The organism is Streptomyces sp. NPDC014891 (genome assembly GCF_043081085.1).
Classification (GTDB): Bacteria; Actinomycetota; Actinomycetes; order Streptomycetales; family Streptomycetaceae; genus Streptomyces.
The window spans coordinates 782,874-802,453 of record NZ_JBIBWF010000002.1 but is presented as its reverse complement, the minus strand read 5'-3'; the positions used below and the strand labels follow the sequence as shown (position 1 = coordinate 802,453).

Genomic DNA, 19,580 nt, shown 5'->3' with positions numbered 1-19,580 from the left:
CGGAAGATGTGCCAGAGTTGCCACGTCCGGCCTGTGAGCACGTACGGTACGCCCACACGCAGGCGCGACCGCCGGGCACAGTCGGGGACCACCGGGACACCGGGAAGGGGCAGCGGGTTGACCACGCACGCACCACAGACGGCGCAGTCCGTGACGCTGCCCGCCTCGCTCGACGAGGCCGTGGCGGCGCTCACGGCCATGCCGGCCGCCGTCCCCGTCGCCGGTGGCACCGACCTGATGGCAGCCGTCAACAAGGGGCAGCTCCGCCCCGCCGGACTGGTCGGCCTGAGCCGCATCAACGAGATCCGCGGCTGGCAGTACCAGGACGGCCACGCGCTGCTCGGCGCCGGCCTCACCCACGCCCGCATGGGCCGCCCCGACTTCGCCGCCCTCATCCCCGCCCTCGCCGCCGCGTCCCGCGCCGCCGGACCGCCCCAGATCCGCAACGCCGGCACCCTCGGCGGCAACGTCGTCACCGCCGCGCCCACCGGCGACTCGCTGCCGGTCCTCGCCGCCCTGGAGGCCGACCTGATCGTCCTCGGGCCGCTCGGCAGCCGCGAGATCCCCGTCTCCCACCTGCTCGCCGGCCGGGACCTGCTGGCCCCCGGCGAGCTCGTCGCCTTCGTCCGCGTCCCGCTGCTCCACGCCCCCCAGGTCTTCGTGAAGGCCACCGGCCGCACCGGCCCGGCCCGCGCCACCGCCTCCGTCGCCGTCGTCCTCGACCCGGCCCGGCGCGGAGTGCGCTGCGCGGTCGGCGCCGTCGCGCCGATGCCGCTGCGCCCGCTGGAGGCCGAGCGCTGGATCGCCTCGCTGGTCGACTGGGACAACGACCGGGCCCTCGCCCCCGAGGCGCTCGCGGCGTTCGGAGAGTACGTCGCCGCCGCCTGCATCCCGGACCCGCCGGGCGACGAGGTGTTGCCCCCGGCCGTACTGCACCTGCGGCGCACCGTCGCCGCACTCGCCCGACGGGCACTGGGGAGGGCACTGGCGTGAGCAGCGACGAACAGCAGCGGAACGAGGGCGGCTGGGAGCCGATCCCGCAGAGCGAGGGGTACGACGGCGACGCCACGGCGTTCGTCCAGCTGCCGCCCGACTTCATGCTGGACGGCGTCCCCCTGGAAGCGCCCGGCCACGGCTACGTGCCGCCGATGATCACCCCCCTCCAGCCGCTCACGCAGGCCTCGGCGGACCCGTCGGCGACCGGCTCGTGGTCGGTCCACGTCCCGACGCAGGCGGAGCAGACGCAGTACTTCGACGGCACCGAGTACGCCGAGCAGGGCGGGTACGAGGGGCAGGGCGGGTACGAGGGGCACCCCGGGTACGCCGACCACGGCGGGTACGGCCCCGGGCAGGGCGGCTATGCCCCCGGGCAGCCCGGCCGGTCGGAGTACGCCGAGCACCTCGAGCAGGACCCGCACGCGACGGCCGAGTGGCGCTTCACGGAGGCGCCGGCGCCCGCCGGCCCCGGCGCCACCGGCCAGTGGGAGTTCCCGGGCGTACCGGACGGCTCCGGGGCGGGCGAAGGGGCGGGCTCCGCCGAGGAGTCCGGCGACTTCGCCGCCTCGGCCGTCCGGCCCTACGCGGAGGCTCCGGCGACCCTGCCGGGCGGCGCGCCCGCCCCGTGGGCGCTGCCGGCGGAGCCGCCGGTGGACGGCGGTGACGGTGCCGGGACTCCCGGAAGTGCCGGAAGCGCCGGGAGTGCCGGAAGCTCCGTGGGTGCCGACGCCGGTGCGCCCGCCGGGGCAGGGGAGCCGGTCGCGGGCCAGGAGGCCGGTCGGACCGCGCCGGTCCCGGCGGCCGACGGAGCCGTCGGCGCCGACACCTCCGAGGCGTTCGGGACCTCCGAGGCTTCCGGGGCGTTCGAGGCTTCCGGGGGCGCTCGGGGCGGGGAGCGGGAGGTGGCCGGTGCCAAACCGGCCCCGTCCGGTCCCTCCCTCCACGAGGCGGCCATGGCACCCGGGGTGTCCCCGGCGGCGTCCGGCGACCCCGACGGGTCCGCGGCCTCCGAGGTGGCGGACGGGTCCGCGGCGGCCGACGGGCCGGTGGCGGTGGACGGGCCCGACGGGGCTCCTCCGGTCGATCCCGAGACCGGTGGCGAAGCCGAGTCCGCGGAGGCGCACGCGCCGGCCGTGACCGTCCCCGCCCCCGCCGCCGAGCCGTCCGGCGCGAGCCTCGCCGCCTCCACCGACAGCGACGAGCACCCCCACACCTCGTACACGCTCCGGGTCAACGGCGCCGACCGGCCCGTCACCGGCTCCTGGATCGGCGAGTCGCTGCTCTACGTGCTGCGCGAGCGCCTGGGCCTTGCCGGGGCCAAGGACGGCTGCTCGCAGGGCGAGTGCGGCGCGTGCAACGTGCAGGTCGACGGCCGGCTCGTCGCCTCCTGCCTGGTCCCCGCGGCGACCGCCGCCGGGAGCGAGGTCCGGACGGTCGAGGGCCTCGCGGTCGACGGCGAGCCCTCGGACGTGCAGCGGGCCCTGGCCGCGTGCGGCGCCGTCCAGTGCGGCTTCTGCATCCCGGGCATGTGCATGACCGTGCACGACCTCCTGGAGGGCAACCACGCCCCCACCGAACTCGAGACCCGCCAGGCGCTCGCGGGCAACCTCTGCCGCTGCTCCGGCTACCGGGGCGTCCTCGACGCCGTGCGCGACGTCGTGTCCGAACGCGAGGCGAGCGCCGCGGCCACCGCGTCCGAGACCGCCGACGAGCCCCGGGTCCCGCACCAGATCCCCCACCCGCACGACGGAGGCATGGCGTGAGCGACGCGATCACCGCCGTTCCCACGATCCCGGTCCTCGACGGCACCGGGACCCCGGGCCAGGAGCCGGCCGCCCACGGCCTCGGCACCTCCCTCCCGCAGGCCGAGGCGCGGGCCAAGACCGAGGGCACCTTCCCGTACGCCTCCGACCTGTGGGCCGAGGGCCTCCTCTGGGCCGCCATCCTGCGCTCCCCGCATCCCCACGCACGCATCGTCTCCGTCGACACGAGCGCCGCCACCGCCATGGCGGGCGTACGGGCCGTGGTGACGGCCGCGGACGTGCCGGGCGCGGCGACCTACGGCCGACAGGTCGCCGACCGGCCGGTGTTCGCCGCCGACCTGGTCCGCCACCACGGCGAGGCGATCGCCGCCGTCGCCGCCGACCACCCCGACACGGCCCGGCTGGCCGCCGCCGCGATCGCCGTCGAGTACGAGGTGCTCGAACCGGTGACGGACCCGGAGAAGGCGTTCGCCGCCGAGGCGCTGCACCCCGACGGCAACCTGATCCGCCACATCCCGCTGCGCTTCGGCGACCCGGACGTCACCGGCGAGGTCGTCGTCGAGGGCCTGTACCGGATCGGGCGGCAGGACCCGGCGCCGATCGGCGCCGAGGCCGGGCTGGCCGTCCCGCGCCCCGACGGCGGGGTGGAGCTGTACACCGCCTCCACCGACCCGCACACCGACCGGGACCTCGCCGCCGCCTGCTTCGGCCTGCCGCCCGAGCAGGTCAAGCTGGTGGTGACCGGAGTCCCGGGCGCCACCGGCGACCGCGAGGACCCCGGCTTCCAGATCCCGCTGGGCCTGCTCGCGCTGCGCACCGGCTGCCCGGTCAAGCTCACCGCGACCCGCGAGGAGTCCTTCCTCGGCCACGCCCACCGGCACCCCACCCTGCTGCGCTACCGGCACCACGCGGACGCGGAGGGACGGCTGGTGAAGGTGGAGGCGCAGATCCTGCTGGACGCCGGCGCGTACGCGGACTCCTCCTCGGAGTCGCTCGCGGCGGCCGTGGCCTTCGCCTGCGGCCCGTACGTCGTCCCGCACGCCTTCGTCGAGGGCTGGGCCGTCCGCACCAACAACCCGCCGTCCGGCCACGTGCGGGGCGAGGGCGCGATGCAGGTGTGCACCGCGTACGAGGCGCAGATGGACAAGCTGGCGGCGAAGCTGGGCGTGGACCCGGCGGAGCTGCGCATGCGGAACGTCATGTCGACGGGCGACATCCTGCCCACCGGCCAGACGGTGACCTGCCCGGCCCCGGTGGCCGAACTCCTCTCCGCCGTACGGGACTTCCCGCTGCCCCCGCTGCCCAAGGACACCCCGGAGGGCGAGTGGCTGCTGCCCGGCGGCCCCGAGGGTGCGGGCGAACCCGGCGCGGTCCGCCGGGGCGTGGGCTACGCGCTGGGCATGGTGCACATGCTCGGCGCGGAGGGCGCCGACGAGGTCTCGACGGCGACGGTGCGGGTCCAGGACGGGGTGGCGACGGTCATCTGCGCGGCCGTGGACACCGGTTCGGGCTTCGCGACGCTCGCCCGCCAGATCGTGCAGGACACCCTCGGCATCGACGAGGTCCACATGGCCCCCGTCGACACCGACCAGCCGCCGGGCGGACCGGCCGCCCACGGCCGCCACACCTGGGTCTCGGGCGGCGCGGTCGAACGGGCCGCGAAGATGGTCCGCACACAGCTCCTGCAGCCGCTGGCCCACCAGTTCGGCATGTCGACGGAGCTGCTCCAGATCACCGACGGCAAGATCACCTCGTACGACGGGGTCCTGTCGACGACCGTCACGGAGGCGATGGACGGCAAGGAGCTCTGGGCCACCGCCCAGTGCCGCCCGCACCCGACCGAGCCGCTCGACGAGGCGGGCCAGGGCGACGCGTTCGTCGGTCTCGCGTTCTGCGCGATCCGCGCGGTGGTGGACGTGGACATCGAACTCGGCGCCGTGCGCGTCGTGGAGATGGCCGTCGCCCAGGACGTCGGCCGCGTCCTCAACCCGGCCCAGCTCGCCACCCGCATCGAGGCCGGCGTCACCCAGGGCATCGGTGCCGCCCTCACCGAGAACCTCCGCACCGCCCGGGGCCTGGTCCGGCACCCCGACTTCACCGGCTACGCACTCCCGACATCCCTGGACGCCCCGGACATTCGCATCGTGAAACTCGTCGAGGAGCGGGACGTCGTGGCGCCGTTCGGCGCGAAGGCCGCGAGCGCGGTCCCGGTGGTCACCTCACCGGCCGCAGTGGCCTCAGCGGTGCGCGCGGCGACCGGCAGACCGGTCAACCGCCTCCCGATCCGCCCCCAGGCAGCGGTGGCTGTGCCCAATTCGTAACCATGTGATGCCCGTTGCTTGTGCAACCCGGAGGTGCGCACTGTCGTCGTTCCTGACTACAGTGGACTTCTGACGTGGCAGTACGGCGGACGGTTGTTCGACCGTTCGACGGGGGACGAGCGCAGGCATGGAAGCCTACGTGGACGGGGGTGGTCCGGAATGCGGCCGATGAGCGAAGCGGCGGTGCACTACAACTCCGAGTCGATGACGGAGTTCAAGAAGGGCATCGACGGCCTGATCGAGACGCTCACCTCTTCCGAGGCCGACAAGGGCAAGATGGAGTCGGACCCGGTGGTGCGCAACCAGTTCGGCGGCGGTGACGCCGCCTGGTCCGAGGCGGCCGGGGTCTACACCTCGTACAACACCGTCCTCACGCAGCTGACGGAGCTCTCCGGGCTGCTGCGTGACTGCCTGGAGGGCCTCGGCATCGCGGTCGTGGCCTCCAAGGACGGCTTCGAGCAGATGGACGACGACGTCAAGCAGCAGATGATCAACATTCATCAGCGGACGGACGAGGCCAAGACGAAGGCGGACCGCGAAGCGGGCCGCGTCGCCACGGACGACGGGGCCGGACAGACGGCCGGGGGCGACGACTCCCTCCAGTAGGCAGGAGGGAGTGGACGGAATGTCGGGGACACGGGGAAGAGGCGAAGGATGAGGCCCGCAGAAGGCGGCGGAGGCGGCGGAACGGACTTCCGCTCGATGTCCCACCAGCAGATGCTGGCGTGGCTGGACGAAGCCAGCACGTTCTACGTCGGCAACGCGGCGGGACGGTTGAAGGCGGCTGCCGAGGAGATGCACCGCATCGCCACGCAGCTCAAGAACCGCTCCGGCCGGGTGGAGTGGGAAGGCGAAGCGGAGAAGGCGTTCAACGAGTGGGCCGAAAGCGTCGTGAGCTCGACCCACGCGCTCGGCGACTTCAGCACGGACGCGGCCAAGTGGATGGACAACGCCGCCGAGGCCATCGCCACCGCGCAGAGCGCCATCCCCCGCTACACCTCCCACGAGTCGGCCAAGGCGAACCTCGCGGCCGCGCAGAAGTACCGCAACGACCCCGACTCGCAGACCATCGCTCGCAACGCCAAGAGCCAGATGGCCGCCAGCGAGGAGCTCAAGGCCATCGAGGCCAAGGAGAAGGCGAACCAGCAGGCCGCGGCGGCCGAGATGGAGAAGCTCTCCTCCTCCTACCAGTGGTCGAGCTTCAACATGACGAGCCTCACGCCGCCGACGTTCCCGCCGCCGCCGGGGGACTTCGTGCCGGCGCAGGACCGTCAGCGCGGTGCGGATCCCACCTCCACCGGCTACGGACCCCAGGGCGAGAGGTCCGCCGGGGGGACGGAGCGGGCCACGGGGCCGTCCGGCCCCCGGTCTCAGCCCGACACCCGGACGACGCCCGAAACCAACATCCCGCTGCCGCCGTCCGGGGACCCGTCGGGGCCGAACCACGTCGTCCGTCCGGACGTGCGGCCGGACGTGCCCGTGGACATCGGCCTCGACAGCGTCGACACCAAGACGCCGCCGAGCACGACCGGACCCACGACGCAGACCCCGGGTACCCCTCCGCCGATCACCAAGCCGGAGGGCAGCACGCCTCCGTTCGTGACCACGACCGGCATGCCCCCGCTCACGGCGAAGGGCGGCCCCGGCGTACCGCCGCCCACCGGCCCCGTCACCGGCGGCACGCGGAACCCGCTGGGCACCACCGGCCCGCGCGGCCTGGCTACCGGGCCCGGTCCCCTGGGCGGCCCCCGTGAGGGCATCAGCGGCGGCAAGGCCGTGCCCAACACGATGGGACGTCCGCAGACCGGACTCCCGCGCAGCACCGTCATCGGCACCGAGCCGGGTCGCGGCACGGGCATGGGCCGGGCCCCGATGGGCGGCGGCGCCATGGGCGGCCCCATGGGCGGCGCGGGCGCAGGCCAGAACGGCATCACCGGGGGCCGCAGGCTCGCCGGCGAGGCCGGCGGGGTCGTCGGCGGCCGGGCGCAGCGCGCCGCCGCGGCCGGAGGCACGGCACGGCCCTTCACGCCCGGCGGCTCCGGCCTCGTCCGCGGCGGCTCCACGCAGCCCGGCGAGCGCGAGGAGACCAAGGGAGAGCGTCCCGACTACCTGGTCGAGGACGAGGAGACCTGGCAGCAGGGGCGCCGCGTGGCGCCGCCCGTCATCGACTGATCAGCGCGAGGAAGCAGATGCGTACCAGCAGTATTCGACGGAGCCGTGCCCGAGTCACCGCCTCGGCCGCCTTGGGGATGCTGCTGGTGGGCATCGCTTCCGTACCCGCCCACGCCGCGGGCGTCCGCGACCGGCAGTGGCACCTGGACACCATGGGCGCCGAGAAGATCTGGCAGCTCAGCACCGGCAAGGGCGTCACCGTCGCGGTCATCGACTCCGGCGTGGAGAAGGGGAATCCGGACCTTCCCGGCCAGGTGCTCAAGGGCAAGGACTTCGCCACGGAAGAGGCCGGCGACGAGTTCACCGACTACACCGGACACGGCACGAACATGGCCGGCCTCATCGCCGGCACGGGCAAGGCCAACGGCGGCCAGGGTGCCTACGGCCTCGCCCCCGGGGCCAAGATCCTCCCGGTGCGCGTGCCCGGGTCGGTAGCCGGGGCGGGGAGCCAGGCGGACGCCGACCGCGAGTTCAACACGGTCATGCCCGAGGCCATCCGGTTCGCCGTCGACTCCGGGGCCAAGGTCCTCAACATCTCGCAGGGCTCGCCGGCCGGGTCGCAGCAGCTCACGGACGCGGTGAAGTACGCCCTGGACAAGGGCGCCCTGGTCTTCGCCTCCGTCGGCAACAGCGGCGACAAGGCGAACAAGCTGGAGTACCCGGGAGCGACCCCCGGCGTGGTCGGCGTCGGTGCCATCGACCAGAAGCTGACCCGCATTCCCCTCTCCCAGTACGGTCCGCAGGTCGACCTCGTGGCCCCCGGCAAGGACACCGTTGCCACGTGCGGCGGCAGCCGCGTCTGCACCTCCAGCGGTACCAGCAACGCCACCGCCCTCGCCTCCGCCGCCGCCGCGCTCATCTGGTCGAAGCACCCCGACTGGACCAACAACCAGGTCCTGAAGGTCATGCTCAACACCATCGCCGCGCCCACCGAGGGCGACAAGCGCAACGACTACATCGGCTTCGGCGCCATCCGCCCGCTCCGCGCGCTGAAGACGCCCGGCGACCCGGGGCCGGCCGGCGTCCGGCCCCTCCAGGATCTCGAGGAGAACGTGTCCGCCGCTCCCTCGGGCGCCGCGTCGGAAGGTGCCACCCCGGCCGCGCCGTCCACCGCCGCCCCTGCTCCCGCCCCCGCGCCCGCCGCGCAGGAGAAGAGCGACGACGGCCTCAGCGCCACCCTCCTGATCGGCATCGGCATCGGTGCGGCCGTCCTGATCGGCGGCGCGGTGGTCGCGCTCCGGGGCCGCCGCACCTGAGGAACGGACGCCGCCCGCGCCGACCACGGTCGGCGCGGGCGGCGTCCGTGCTACTCCCCGAACACCGGCAGTGCCACGATCCGGCCGCCGCGGGTCATGAAGACGCGGTGGGCGTCGCTCGCCAACCGGTAGGCCCCTTGGCGCTCCATCCTCACGGTGAACAGCCGGGCGCCGGTGGTCTTGTTCACCACCAGCACGGCGCCGTCGTCGGTCTCCGGCAGCCAGGCCGTGCCGCCCTCGACGGCGGGGGCGGAGACGCCGCCGCCCGCGTTGTCCAGCGGATCCATCCACTCCCTGCCCGCGCGGTTGACATCGGTCCTGGTGAGGAACCGGTGGGCCTCGTAGCCGTCGATGGCGAACACGGAGTCGCCGTCCGCGGTCGGGCTGCCCCACCCCACGGTCTCCTCCTCGTAGGCGAGGGTCTCCTCCTTCCAGTGGAAGTCCCCGCTCTCCAGACGCCGGACCATCAGACTGGGACCACCGAGGTACACGGTGGCGCCGCTGATCGAGGGGATCTGGCCGTGCGTGCCCTGCCCCTTGAGCTTCCAGGCGGTCTCCCCGGTCGTGGTGTCGACGGCCTCGACCCGCCCGTCCCACCCGTGGACCACGAGCCGGCCCCTGCCCGTGGCCGCGCGCGCGGGCCCCTTCGTCGAGCGGGGGGACGTCATCGGGCGCGTCCACCGGGGCGCGAGGGTCCAGGCGTCGACGGCCCGCAGCATGTCGTCGGACGTCGTGAAGTAGAGGTTGGTGTCGTCCGCGGCGAGGAGCGCCTCCGCGTCGGCCTCGAACTGCCAGACCTCCCGGCCGGTGGAGGCCACGTACGCCCGCAGCCTGCCCCTCCTGTCGACGCCGACGACGAGCCGGTCGGCCACGGAGACGTACCCGGACGCGGCGTAGACGTCCTCGGACCGCCACCGCTCCTTCCCGTCCGTCACGGACAGGGCGAGCAGCCCGCCCGTCTTCGCGTACACCAGGACCACGTCCCGTACGGGGAGGGGCGGCACCGCCACCGGCGCGCAGACGTCGAGGGGCCCCCACAGCGCGTCCGGCGGCCGCCCCGCCTCGCTGTCGATGAGCGAGACGAACGCGGCCTCCGGGGCCGCCACGGCCGCCGGCACGTCGGCCGTGGGGGACTTCTCGCCGCCCCGGCTCAGCCACCAGGCCCCCGCGCCGCCCCCCGCGCCCAGGACGGCGACGCCCACCGCCGCGCCGGTGAGGAAGCGCCGCCGGGACGGCGCGGTCGGGACGACGGTGTCCGCCGGCGCGGTCAGGCGCTTCGTCGCCGTCTCGCGCCGCTTGATGTCGTCGGCGAGCGGGCCCTTCCGCCACGCCCGGTCCGCGCCCTTGGGAGGGGCGAAGGCCTCGGCGACCTGCGGCGGCCGCGGGCGGTGCGCCGGGTCCTTCGCCAGGCACGGCGCGATCGACTCCCGCAGCTCCGGCGGGACCTGGCTCAGGTCGGCCGTGCCGTGCACGACCTCGTACTGGACGGCCGCCACGTGCGCGCCGTCGAAGGCGCGTCGGCCGCTCGCCGCGTACGCGAGGACCGCGCCCAGCGAGAAGACGTCCGACGCCGGTCCGACCCGCTGCCCGAGGACCTGCTCGGGAGCGCCGTACCCGGGGGTGACCGGGATCTGTCCCGTCGTCGTCAGGGTGAGGCCGTGCTCGGGGCGGGCGATGCCGAAGTCGATGATCCGCGGACCGGTGGAGGTGAGGACGATGTTCGCGGGCTTGAGGTCGCGGTGGATCAGGCCGGCCGCGTGGATGTCGTGCAGGGTGCGGGCGAGCCGGGCCGCCAGGGCGCGGACCGCCGGCCCGTCCAGCGGCCCGTACGCCCGGACCGCCTCGTCGAGCGTCGGGCCGGCGAGGAACTCGGCGGCGATCCACGGCCGTCCGCCCTCGGTCTGCGCGCCGAGGACCCGGGCCACGCCCGGGCTGGTGACGGCCCGCGCCATGTCGGCCTCGCGGACGAAGCGCTGGGCGAGGTGCCGGTCGTGGGCGAGTTCGGGCCGCAGGACCTTGACGGCCGCGGGGGCGCCGTCGCCGTCCCGGCCGAGGTACACCTTGCCCATGCCGCCCTCGCCGAGGACGCCGAGCAGGCGGTACGGGCCGAGCCGGAGCGGGTCGCCGGTGGCGAGGGGCTGCGTGGTCACGGGGGTCTCCGGGTCGGTGGGAGCGGCGGTGGGCGGGGGAGGGGCGGGCGGCGGAGCGTGGACGGTGGGACGCGGTCGTGTCCGGAGGCTCAGGCGAGGGGGAGGGCCACGATGGACGACGGCCCCGCGCCCACGATCCGCCGGCGCTGCGCGTCCGTGACGTACCGGGTGGCCTCGGTCGGGAACACCCATGCGGAGCGTCGGGTCGCCCGGTCGACCGCGTTCAGGCCGCCCCGGACCGGCGCGTACACGTACGTCCGGCCGATCACCGGGACCGAGTACAGGTCCGGGGTCAGACTGCGGCCCGAGGCCGCCTCCGACCACTCCCCGGCCCCCTTGTCCGCGCCGACGACCACGAGTCCCCGGCCGGCCTCGTTGGCGTGGACGCGGCCGTCCGCCACGGTGGGGACCCCGAAGAGGGAGCCCCGGCCGTACTCCCAGGCGACGCCCCCGTCGGTGAGGCGCAGCGCCCGGAGGCGGTCCCCGCCGAGGTAGACGTGCCGGTCGTCGACGGCCAGCTGGCCGGGGATGAACGACGGGGACTCCTCCAGCGGGACGCTCCGCCGCCACACCTGCCGGCCGGTGCGGCGGTCCCGCACCTGCACGTCGAAGGACTTCAGGTCGCCGCTGTTCTTGCCGAGCACCAGCCGTTCGCCGACGATCCGGGACAGCCAGGGGCGGGCGTTGACGTCGGTGTGGGGGTGCCGCCAGAGCTCCTTGCCCGTGGCGAGGTCGACGGCGATCAGGTGCCAGCCGGTGTCGTCGTCCTCGTCGTCCCGGCTGCCCCGCCGGGACGAGGCGTACAGCACTCCGCCCGCCGCGGTCAGGAGTTCCGTGCCGAAGTTCGACCCCTCGAAGCCCTTGAGGCGGATCGTCCGTGCGGACTCCTCGCCGGTCCGGGCGGCGAGCGTCCGGATCTCCAGGGCGGACGGCCCGGTGACCGGATAGGAGGACGCGTAGAAGTGCGTACCGTCCGTCGTCACCTGCTTCGGGTCCAGTACCGCCGGCTCCTTCCACAGCACCGACCCGCTCTGCGGGTCCAGCGCGCGGAACGACCCCGTCTCCGCGAACCCCACGACGCCCCCGGCGAGCAGCGGCATCATGCCCTCCTCGCGGTCCAGGGCGTCCCCGCGCCACAGCGCGGCCGGTGCGCCGTCCGGGGCGGTGGTCGCGGGGATGGCGGTGGGGCCCGCGCTGGGGCCCGCCGCGCCGGGGGCCTCCTCGTCCCGTGACGCCAGCCAGGCCCACAGGCCGCCGCCCGCTCCCGCCGCCCCGAGCAGCGCCGCGCCGCCCGCCGAGAGCAGCCGGCGGCGGGAGACCGGGCCGCTGGGGGCGGTCTCCGCCACCGCCGAGCCCTCGGGGGCCGGCAGGCGGTGGGGCGCGTGGAGCCAGACGTCCGTGGCCCGGCGGGCGATGTCGGTGAGCAGCAGCGGCGGCAGGTGGTCGGCGAACTCGCCGTGACCGTCGTGGAGTCGGTCGATCAGGGTGCCGGTGGTGGGGCGGGCCGACGGGTCCTTCGAGAGGCAGGCCGTCAGGAGGGGGAGCAGCGCCTCGGGTACGCCGGCGAGGTCGGGGTCCGCGTAGCGGACGCGGTACAGGAGGTCGGCGGCGGAGCCCGTACCGAAGGGGCCGTGGCCGGTCGCGGCGAAGACCAGGACGCCCGCGAGGGCGAACACGTCGCCGGCGGGCGGGTGTTCCTGCCCGCTCGCCTGCTCCGGTGACATGTAGGCGGGGGTGCCGGCGGCGGCTCCCGTCCGGGTCAGGTGGTCGTCGCCGGCCGCCCGCGCGATGCCGAAGTCGATGATCTTCGGGCCGTACGCGGTGACGAGGACGTTCGAGGGCTTGAGGTCGCGGTGGACCACGTCCGAGGAGTGCAGCTGCGCGAGTGCTCCGGCGAGGGCCGCGCCCAGCGCGCGGACGGTCGGCTCGGGGAGGGGGCCGCCGAGCTCGACGGCGTCGTCGAGGGGCGGGCCGAGGACGTACTCGGTGGCCAGCCACGGGGTCTCGGCCTGCGGGTCCGCGTCGACCACGGCGGCGCCGTGGCGGGCGCCGATGATCCGTGCCGCGTCCGTCTCCAGCCGGAACCGGGCGCGGAAGGCGGGGTCGGTGGCGAGCCGTGCGTGCACGGTCTTCAGGGCGACGGTCCGGCCGCCGGGGGTGCGGGCCAGGTAGACCGTGCCCATGCCGCCGGAACCGAGGCGGGCGAGGAGCCGGTACGAGGCGACCGAGGCCGGGTCGTCATGGGTCAGGGGCGACAGCATGGTGGGGTCCGTCAGGTGCGGGGGAGGGCGGGAGGGGAGGCGCGGGGCTGGTCTCAGACCCTTGCCGGGGCCGGGAGTTCGGCGGCGAGGAGCTCCGCGGACTGGCGGGCGAGCGCCGCCGCCACCCGGCCCGGCAGCCAGCCCGGGGCGAGGAGGGACCCGGCCGAGTTCAGGACGGTGCCGTGGGTCGTCGGCGGGGCGAGCCGGGCCGTCAGCTCGGCCGCCGCGGGCCGGTCCGCCGGGTCGCGGGCCAGGCAGGCGGCGATCACCGGGCGCAGGGCGGGCGGGAGTTCGTCCCGTTCGGGCACGGTGTGCCCGGTGGCGGCGTAGGCCAGGACGGCGCCGAGGGCGAAGACGTCGCCCGGCGGACGCGGCCGGCCTCCCGAGGCCTGCTCGGGGGCGAGCGCCCCCGGTTCGAGGCCGGGCAGTCCGGTGCGCGGCTGTCCGTCGGGAGCGGCGGCCCGTACCGCGCCGAAGCAGGTCAGCCGGGGTCCGTCCGCGGTGAGCAGGACGGCGGCCGGGGACAGGCCCGCGTGGGTGAGCCCCTGGTGGTGCGCGGCGGCCAGCGCCTCGGCCAGTGCGGCCCCGACGGCCCGGACGGTGCTGTCGGGCAGGGGGCCGCCGTGGACGGCGAGCGCCACGGGAAGGGGGAGTGCGGGGACGTACGGGCCGGCGTACCAAGGGGGTTCGCCGGGTTCGGCGACGGCCGTGACCGGCGCGATCCACGGGCCGAGCAGGAAGCGCGCGGCGTCGGCCTCGGCGGCGAACCGGGCGGGGTCCGTGCCGGGCAGCGGGGTGCTGAGCAGCACGGTGTGCTCGCCGTCCTCCGTGCGGGCGACGAACCGGCGGCAGGGCACGACCGTGCGGGGCGGGTCGAGGCGGGTGATCAGCCGGTACGGACCGGTCCGCCGCGCCGATTCCGGGCGCGCGGGCCCCTGTTGCGTGCGCGACTGCTCCACCGTCCGTGCTCCCCCGTCGTCCGTGCGCCCGTGGTGACGGGGCGGGACGAGCCTATCGAGGCGGGTCGCGGCAAGGAGGAGGGGGCACGGAAAGCGCCCGGCGCCCGACCCCTGTGAAGGGGCCGGGCGCCGGGCGTCGATCCCCGCGGCGATCAGGGGATCATCGGAGACCGTGGCGGGATTCGAACCCACGTAACTCGCTTTGCAGGCGAGCCCCTCAACCACTCGGGCACACGGTCGTGCGGTGCTGACGAGAACGACCGTAGGCGCGGGCCGGGAGGGGCTCAAGGGGTTCCGGGGTCGTGCCACGGGACTGCAATGGTGCCGCCACACCGCGTTCACAGTCGTACGTCCAAGGGCTGAGCCGCACCGGGACTCCTGACAGGGGTCATTTACGGCTACACCTCTTACTCTGGGGGAATGGGCGCCCTCGAACCCCGCGACGCCGAGGCGGCCGCAGACGCGGCCGCCGACGTCGCCCGGAGACCCGGACCCCTGGCCCCGCACGAAGAAGCCGCCAAGGGGTCCGTCCTCGACGCGACCCATCGGGCGCTCAGCATCGGCATGGTCTCCGTCGTGCTGCTCATCGCCTTCGAGGCGACCGCCGTCGGCACCGCGATGCCCGTGGCCGCCCGCGAGCTGGACGGCATCCCCCTCTACGCGTTCGCCTTCTCCGCCTACTTCACCACCAGCCTCTTCGCCATGGTCCTGGCGGGCCAGTGGTCCGACCGGCTCGGACCGCTCGCCCCGCTCACCGCCGGCATCAGCGCCTTCGCCGCCGGGCTGCTGCTCTCCGGGACGGCCGGCGCCATGTGGCTGTTCATCCTCGGGCGGGCCGTCCAGGGCCTGGGCGGCGGGCTCGTCATCGTCGCCCTGTACGTGGTCGTCGGCCGCGCCTACGCCGAGCACCTCAGACCGGCGATCATGGCCGCGTTCGCCGCGAGCTGGGTCGTCCCCTCCGTCGTCGGCCCGCTCGCCGCCGGCACGATCACCGAGCACCTCGGCTGGCGCTGGGTCTTCGTCGGCATCCCCGTCCTCGTCGTCTTCCCGCTCGCCCTCGCCCTCCCCGCGATACGCCGCACCGCCTCCGGACCCGCCGACCCGTCCGCGCCCGTCGCGCCCTGGGACCGGCGCCGGATCCGGCTCGCGCTGGGCATCTCGGTGGGCGCCGCGCTCCTGCAGTACGCGGGGCAGGAGCTGCGCTGGCTCGCGCTGCTGCCGGCCGCGGCCGGTGTCGCGTTCCTGGTGCCGGCGGTCCGCGGGCTCCTTCCGCACGGCACCTGCCGGGCTGCCCGCGGCCTGCCGTCCGTCGTCCTGCTCCGCGGCATCGCCGCGGGCGCCTTCATCGCGGCCGAGTCCTTCGTGCCGCTGATGCTGGTCACCCAGCGGGGCCTCAGCCCCACCCTGGCCGGGCTCTCCCTCGCCGCCGGCGGCCTCACCTGGGCCCTCGGCTCCTGGATCCAGGCCCGGCCGTGGACGGAGCCGTACCGGGAGCGGCTCGTCGTCCTCGGCATGGTCCTGGTCGCGATCGCCATCGCGGCGGCCCCGAGCGTCCTGATCACCGCCGTTCCGGTGTGGGTCGTGGCGGCCGCCTGGGGGCTCGGCTGCCTCGGCATGGGCGCCGTGATCGCCTCGACGAGCGTGCTCCTCATGAAGCTCTCCGCGCCCGAGGAGGTCGGCGCGAACTCCGCCGCGCTGCAGATCTCCGACGGCCTGTCCAACGTCCTGCTCCTCGCCGCGGGCGGCGCGGCCTTCGCGGCGCTCGGCGGCGGGGCGGTGGGCCACGCGGTCACCTCCTCCGCGGCCACGGGCTCCCACCCGGGGGCCTTCGCGGCGGTCTTCCTGCCGATGGCGGGGGTGGCGGCGGTGGGGGCGTGGGTCGCGACGCGGCTGCACGAGGCGCCCGCGCGGGCCTGACTGGTGTGGTACCACTCTGACCCCAACGGGTGGTACCGTTTTGGTATGGCCATGAACCTGCGTCTTCGCGACGACCAGACTGAGGCACTCAAGCTCCGCGCGGAGCAGGAGGGCACGAGCATGCACGCCATACTGCTCCAGGCGGTCGACGACTACCTCGCCCGGACCGCCCAGCAGGCGATCGTGCGCAAGACCGCCATGGAGCAGGCGGCCAAGTGGCACGAGCTGATGGAGCGGCTGAAGTGAGCTGTGTCTACCTCTCCGCCGAGGACGTCCTGGTCGTCGCCGGACACGCGGTGGACGACCAGGACGTCGTCGTTCGCGACGTGGGACTCCTCGAGTCGGCGGTGCACCGGCCGTCCGCCGCCATGTTCGGTGAAGAGGCCTATCCCGACCTCCTCGACAAGGCAGCCGCGCTGCTCCAGTCCCTCGCGGTCAACCACCCCTTCCTCGACGGCAACAAGCGCACGGCCTGGCTCTCCTGTGTGACCTTCCTCGCCATGAACGGCGTCCAGCTGCGGCCCGACATCGACGCGGCGGAACGCCTGGTCATCGCCGTGGCCACCGGGGAGATCGACGAGGTCAAGGTGATCTCCCAAGGGCTGCGCGAGCTGGCCGACGCCGACGTGAGCTGAATCGCAACCGGGACGCGGCCGCCCCGTTTCGTACGAGGTTCCGGCCGGGCCGCCGGTAAGGTGGCCCGGTTGTCATATCTGGACGAGCGTCGAACCGGAGATCGTGACTACTACCACCACCTCCTCCCATCACCTCTCTCCCGCCTTCCCGGGACGGGCCCCCTGGGGTACCGCCGGCAAGCTGCGAGCCTGGCAGCAGGGCGCGATGGAGCGGTACATCCAGGAGCAGCCCCGTGACTTCCTCGCGGTCGCCACACCAGGCGCCGGCAAGACCACCTTCGCCCTGACCCTCGCGTCCTGGCTGCTGCACCACCACGTCGTGCAGCAGATCACCGTCGTCGCGCCCACCGAGCACCTCAAGAAGCAGTGGGCCGCCGCCGCCGCGCGGATAGGGATCAAGCTGGACCCGGACTACAGCGCCGGACCGCTCAGCAAGGAGTACGACGGGGTCGCCATCACCTACGCCGGCGTCGGCGTCCGCCCGATGCTGCACCGCAACCGGTCCGAGCAGCGCAAGACCCTCGTCATCCTCGACGAGATCCACCACGCCGGAGACTCCAAGTCCTGGGGCGAGGCCTGTCTGGAGGCCTTCGAGCCCGCCACCCGGCGCCTCGCGCTGACCGGCACCCCGTTCCGCTCCGACACCAACCCGATCCCCTTCGTCACGTACGAGGAGGGGAACGACGGCATCCGGCGCTCCTCCGCCGACTACACCTACGGCTACGGCAACGCCCTCGGCGACGGCGTCGTCCGGCCCGTCATCTTCCTCTCCTACAGCGGCAACATGCGCTGGCGCACCAAGGCCGGCGACGAGATCGCCGCGCGTCTCGGCGAGCCGATGACGAAGGACGCCGTCTCGCAGGCCTGGCGGACCGCCCTGGACGCCAAGGGCGAGTGGATGCCGAACGTCCTGCGTGCCGCCGACCGGCGACTCACCGAGGTCCGCAAGTCCATTCCGGACGCGGGCGGCCTCGTCATCGCCTCCGACCAGGACTCGGCCCGTTCGTACGCCAAGCTGATCCGCGAGATCACCGGAACGAAGGCGACCGTCGTGCTTTCCGACGACACCGGCGCCTCGAACCGCATCGACGAGTTCAGCGAGAGCGACGACCGCTGGATGGTCGCCGTCCGCATGGTGTCCGAGGGCGTCGACGTGCCCCGCCTCGCCGTCGGCGTGTACGCGACGACGATCTCGACCCCGCTCTTCTTCGCCCAGGCCGTCGGCCGCTTCGTGCGTTCGCGCAGGCGCGGCGAGACCGCGTCCGTGTTCCTTCCGACGATCCCCAGCCTCCTCGGTTTCGCCAACGAGATGGAGGTCGAGCGGGACCACGTCCTCGACAAGCCCAAGAAGCAGGGCGAGGAGGACCCCTACGCCGAGTCCGAGAAGGAGCTCGCCGAGGCCGAGCGTCAGCAGGACGAGGACACCGGCGAGCAGGACATGCTGCCCTTCGAGGCGCTGGAGTCCGACGCCGTCTTCGACCGCGTCCTCTACAACAGCGCCGAGTTCGGCATGCAGGCCCACCCGGGCAGCGCCGAGGAGCAGGACTACCTCGGCATCCCCGGTCTCCTCGAACCGGACCAGGTCCAGCTGCTCCTCCAGAAGCGCCAGGCCCGGCAGATCGCGCACAGCCGCAAGAAGCCGGACGAGGAGGCCGACCTGCTCGAACTCCCCGCCGAGCGGCGCCCCGTCGTCTCCCACAAGGAACTGCTGGAGCTGCGCAAGCAGCTCAACACCATGGTCGGCGCCTACGTCCACCAGTCCGGCAAGCCCCACGGCGTGATCCACACGGAGCTGCGCCGGGTCTGCGGCGGGCCGCCGAGCGCGGAGGCCACCGCCGGCCAGATCCGGGAGCGGATCAAGAAGGTGCAGGAGTGGGCGACCCGCATGCGGTGACCCCCCGCACGCCTGACCCCCGCAGGGGGATCGCCCCCGCCCCCGGTCCCCGTCGGGTCGCCCGTACGGGCGCGGCGAGGCGGTTCGGAGGAACGGCCGAGGAACGGCCGAGGCCCGTACGACGGTCATTCGTACGGGCCTCGCTCGTCCCGCGGCGGCGAAACCGGTGAAGGAACCGCGGCGGGACGGACGTCGGAGACCGGCCCCCACGGTCGGCCTCCGAGCCCCTCCACGCTACGGGCACGACAAAGCCGATCTTGTCCGCCAAAGTCCCGCATGCGACCGACGAAGGTCCCGAACCGTCTCCTTTCGCTCGGCGGCGCCCGGATTCTGGACGAGGTCTTCCGCTGAGCGGAGCGGGTCGCTACTGTCCCGGCTCAAAAGCAAACGCCCCGTGGCAGCGCCGCCGCGGAGCGCAGCCGGTGTACCCCTTCCTGCCGGCGGCCTCTGACGTGCGTCGCCGACGGGACCGGTGACGCAACCCCGTGAGAGCCCGTCGCCACTCACTCCTAAGGAGAGGGCGTCGTGACCGCGGAGACCTCCCAGACGCTCGACCGGGGACTCAGAGTCCTCAAACTGCTCGCCGACACCGACCACGGCCTGACCGTCACCGAGTTGTCCAACAAACTCGGTGTCAACCGGACCGTCGTCTACCGTCTGCTCGCCACGCTGGAGCAGCACGCCCTCGTCCGCCGCGACCTCGGCGGACGTGCCCGCGTCGGCCTCGGCGTGCTCCGGCTGGGCCGCCAGGTCCACCCCCTCGTACGGGAGGCCGCGCTCCCCGCGCTCCGCTCGCTCGCCGAGGACATCGGGGCGACGGCCCACCTGACGCTGGTCGACGGCGCGGAGGCGCTCGCGGTCGCGGTCGTCGAACCGACCTGGACCGACTACCACGTGGCCTACCGGGCCGGCTTCCGCCATCCCCTCGACCGGGGTGCCGCGGGCCGGGCGATCCTCGCCGCGCGCCAGGGCGGCCTGATCGAACCGGGCTTCACCCTCACCCACGGCGAACTGGAGGCCGGCGCGAGCGGCGCGGCCGCCCCGCTGGTCGGCGTGACGGGGGTCGAGGGCAGCGTCGGCGTCGTGATGCTCGTGGACGCGGTGCCGGAGCGGGTCGGCCCCCGGGTGGTCGACGCGGCCCGCGAGGTCGCCGACGCCCTGCGCTAGACCGTTTCCGGACACGTCCCGGGACTCGTCGTCGCCCTCCCGCCGCGGCTGCCCGCCGTGGGGTCCGCCGGCAGGAGCGCGCCGAGCGG

At 74.5% G+C, this 19,580-nt stretch carries 14 protein-coding genes and 1 tRNA gene; 11 read left to right on the top strand and 4 right to left on the bottom strand.

Features of this window, described 5'->3' with window-relative positions:
• The first annotated feature begins 117 nt into the window (after positions 1-117).
• The 6 genes from ACF09E_RS08165 to mycP all read left to right on the top strand — a co-directional run bounded on the left by ACF09E_RS08165 (position 118) and on the right by mycP (position 8,508).
• Entirely contained in the window at positions 118-993 is an 876-nt protein-coding gene (locus tag ACF09E_RS08165) for an FAD binding domain-containing protein (RefSeq protein WP_392204388.1), read from the top strand.
• Entirely contained in the window at positions 990-2,759 is a 1,770-nt protein-coding gene (locus ACF09E_RS08160; RefSeq protein WP_392204387.1) for a 2Fe-2S iron-sulfur cluster-binding protein, read from the top strand. Before ACF09E_RS08165 ends, ACF09E_RS08160 begins: the two co-directional genes overlap by 4 nt.
• Positions 2,756-5,080, top strand: a complete 2,325-nt coding sequence (locus ACF09E_RS08155; protein WP_392204386.1) for a xanthine dehydrogenase family protein molybdopterin-binding subunit — start codon at positions 2,756-2,758, stop codon at positions 5,078-5,080. The genes ACF09E_RS08160 and ACF09E_RS08155 overlap by 4 nt, the downstream gene beginning before the upstream one ends.
• 168 nt (positions 5,081-5,248) lie before the next feature.
• A complete protein-coding gene (locus tag ACF09E_RS08150; protein ID WP_392204385.1) occupies positions 5,249-5,686 on the top strand; it encodes a hypothetical protein in 438 nt (145 codons plus the stop codon).
• 48 nt (positions 5,687-5,734) lie between these two features.
• On the top strand, positions 5,735-7,252 hold the full coding sequence (locus tag ACF09E_RS08145; protein WP_392204384.1) for a WXG100 family type VII secretion target: 1,518 nt from the start codon (positions 5,735-5,737) through the stop codon (positions 7,250-7,252).
• Positions 7,253-7,269: 17 nt separating this feature from the next.
• A complete protein-coding gene (gene mycP, locus ACF09E_RS08140; RefSeq protein WP_392204383.1) occupies positions 7,270-8,508 on the top strand; it encodes a type VII secretion-associated serine protease mycosin in 1,239 nt (412 codons plus the stop codon).
• A 50-nt stretch (positions 8,509-8,558) separates the two neighbouring features.
• Here mycP and ACF09E_RS08135 read toward each other — a convergent pair whose 3' ends face one another.
• The 4 genes from ACF09E_RS08135 to ACF09E_RS08120 form a co-directional block, all read right to left on the bottom strand.
• Entirely contained in the window at positions 8,559-10,658 is a 2,100-nt protein-coding gene (locus ACF09E_RS08135; RefSeq protein WP_392204382.1) for a serine/threonine-protein kinase, read from the bottom strand.
• A gap of 89 nt (positions 10,659-10,747) precedes the next feature.
• Positions 10,748-12,919 carry a PQQ-binding-like beta-propeller repeat protein gene (locus ACF09E_RS08130; RefSeq protein WP_392204381.1) on the bottom strand — a complete coding sequence of 724 codons (2,172 nt, stop codon included), beginning with the start codon at positions 12,917-12,919 and terminating at the stop codon, positions 10,748-10,750.
• Between the two features lie 53 nt (positions 12,920-12,972).
• Positions 12,973-13,878, bottom strand: a complete 906-nt coding sequence (locus ACF09E_RS08125) for a serine/threonine protein kinase (protein ID WP_392204380.1) — start codon at positions 13,876-13,878, stop codon at positions 12,973-12,975.
• Positions 13,879-14,045: 167 nt separating this feature from the next.
• Positions 14,046-14,117 (bottom strand) — tRNA-Cys (locus ACF09E_RS08120).
• A gap of 181 nt (positions 14,118-14,298) precedes the next feature.
• Here ACF09E_RS08120 and ACF09E_RS08115 point away from each other — a divergent pair.
• The 5 genes from ACF09E_RS08115 to ACF09E_RS08095 all read left to right on the top strand — a co-directional run bounded on the left by ACF09E_RS08115 (position 14,299) and on the right by ACF09E_RS08095 (position 19,491).
• Positions 14,299-15,795: an MFS transporter gene (locus ACF09E_RS08115; RefSeq protein WP_392204379.1), complete on the top strand. Its 1,497-nt coding sequence runs from the start codon at positions 14,299-14,301 to the stop codon at positions 15,793-15,795.
• Between the two features lie 45 nt (positions 15,796-15,840).
• Positions 15,841-16,041 carry a ribbon-helix-helix protein, CopG family gene (locus tag ACF09E_RS08110; RefSeq protein ID WP_030221768.1) on the top strand — a complete coding sequence of 67 codons (201 nt, stop codon included), beginning with the start codon at positions 15,841-15,843 and terminating at the stop codon, positions 16,039-16,041.
• A complete protein-coding gene (locus tag ACF09E_RS08105) occupies positions 16,038-16,430 on the top strand; it encodes a type II toxin-antitoxin system death-on-curing family toxin (protein ID WP_392047559.1) in 393 nt (130 codons plus the stop codon). Before ACF09E_RS08110 ends, ACF09E_RS08105 begins: the two co-directional genes overlap by 4 nt.
• Positions 16,431-16,530: 100 nt before the next feature.
• Complete coding sequence (locus tag ACF09E_RS08100; RefSeq protein WP_361857508.1) at positions 16,531-18,324, top strand: DEAD/DEAH box helicase; 1,794 nt, start codon at positions 16,531-16,533, stop codon at positions 18,322-18,324.
• A 525-nt stretch (positions 18,325-18,849) separates the two neighbouring features.
• Positions 18,850-19,491 (top strand): IclR family transcriptional regulator, encoded by a 642-nt coding sequence (locus ACF09E_RS08095; RefSeq protein ID WP_392204378.1) that lies wholly within the window; start codon positions 18,850-18,852, stop codon positions 19,489-19,491.
• The last annotated feature ends 89 nt before the right edge of the window (positions 19,492-19,580 follow it).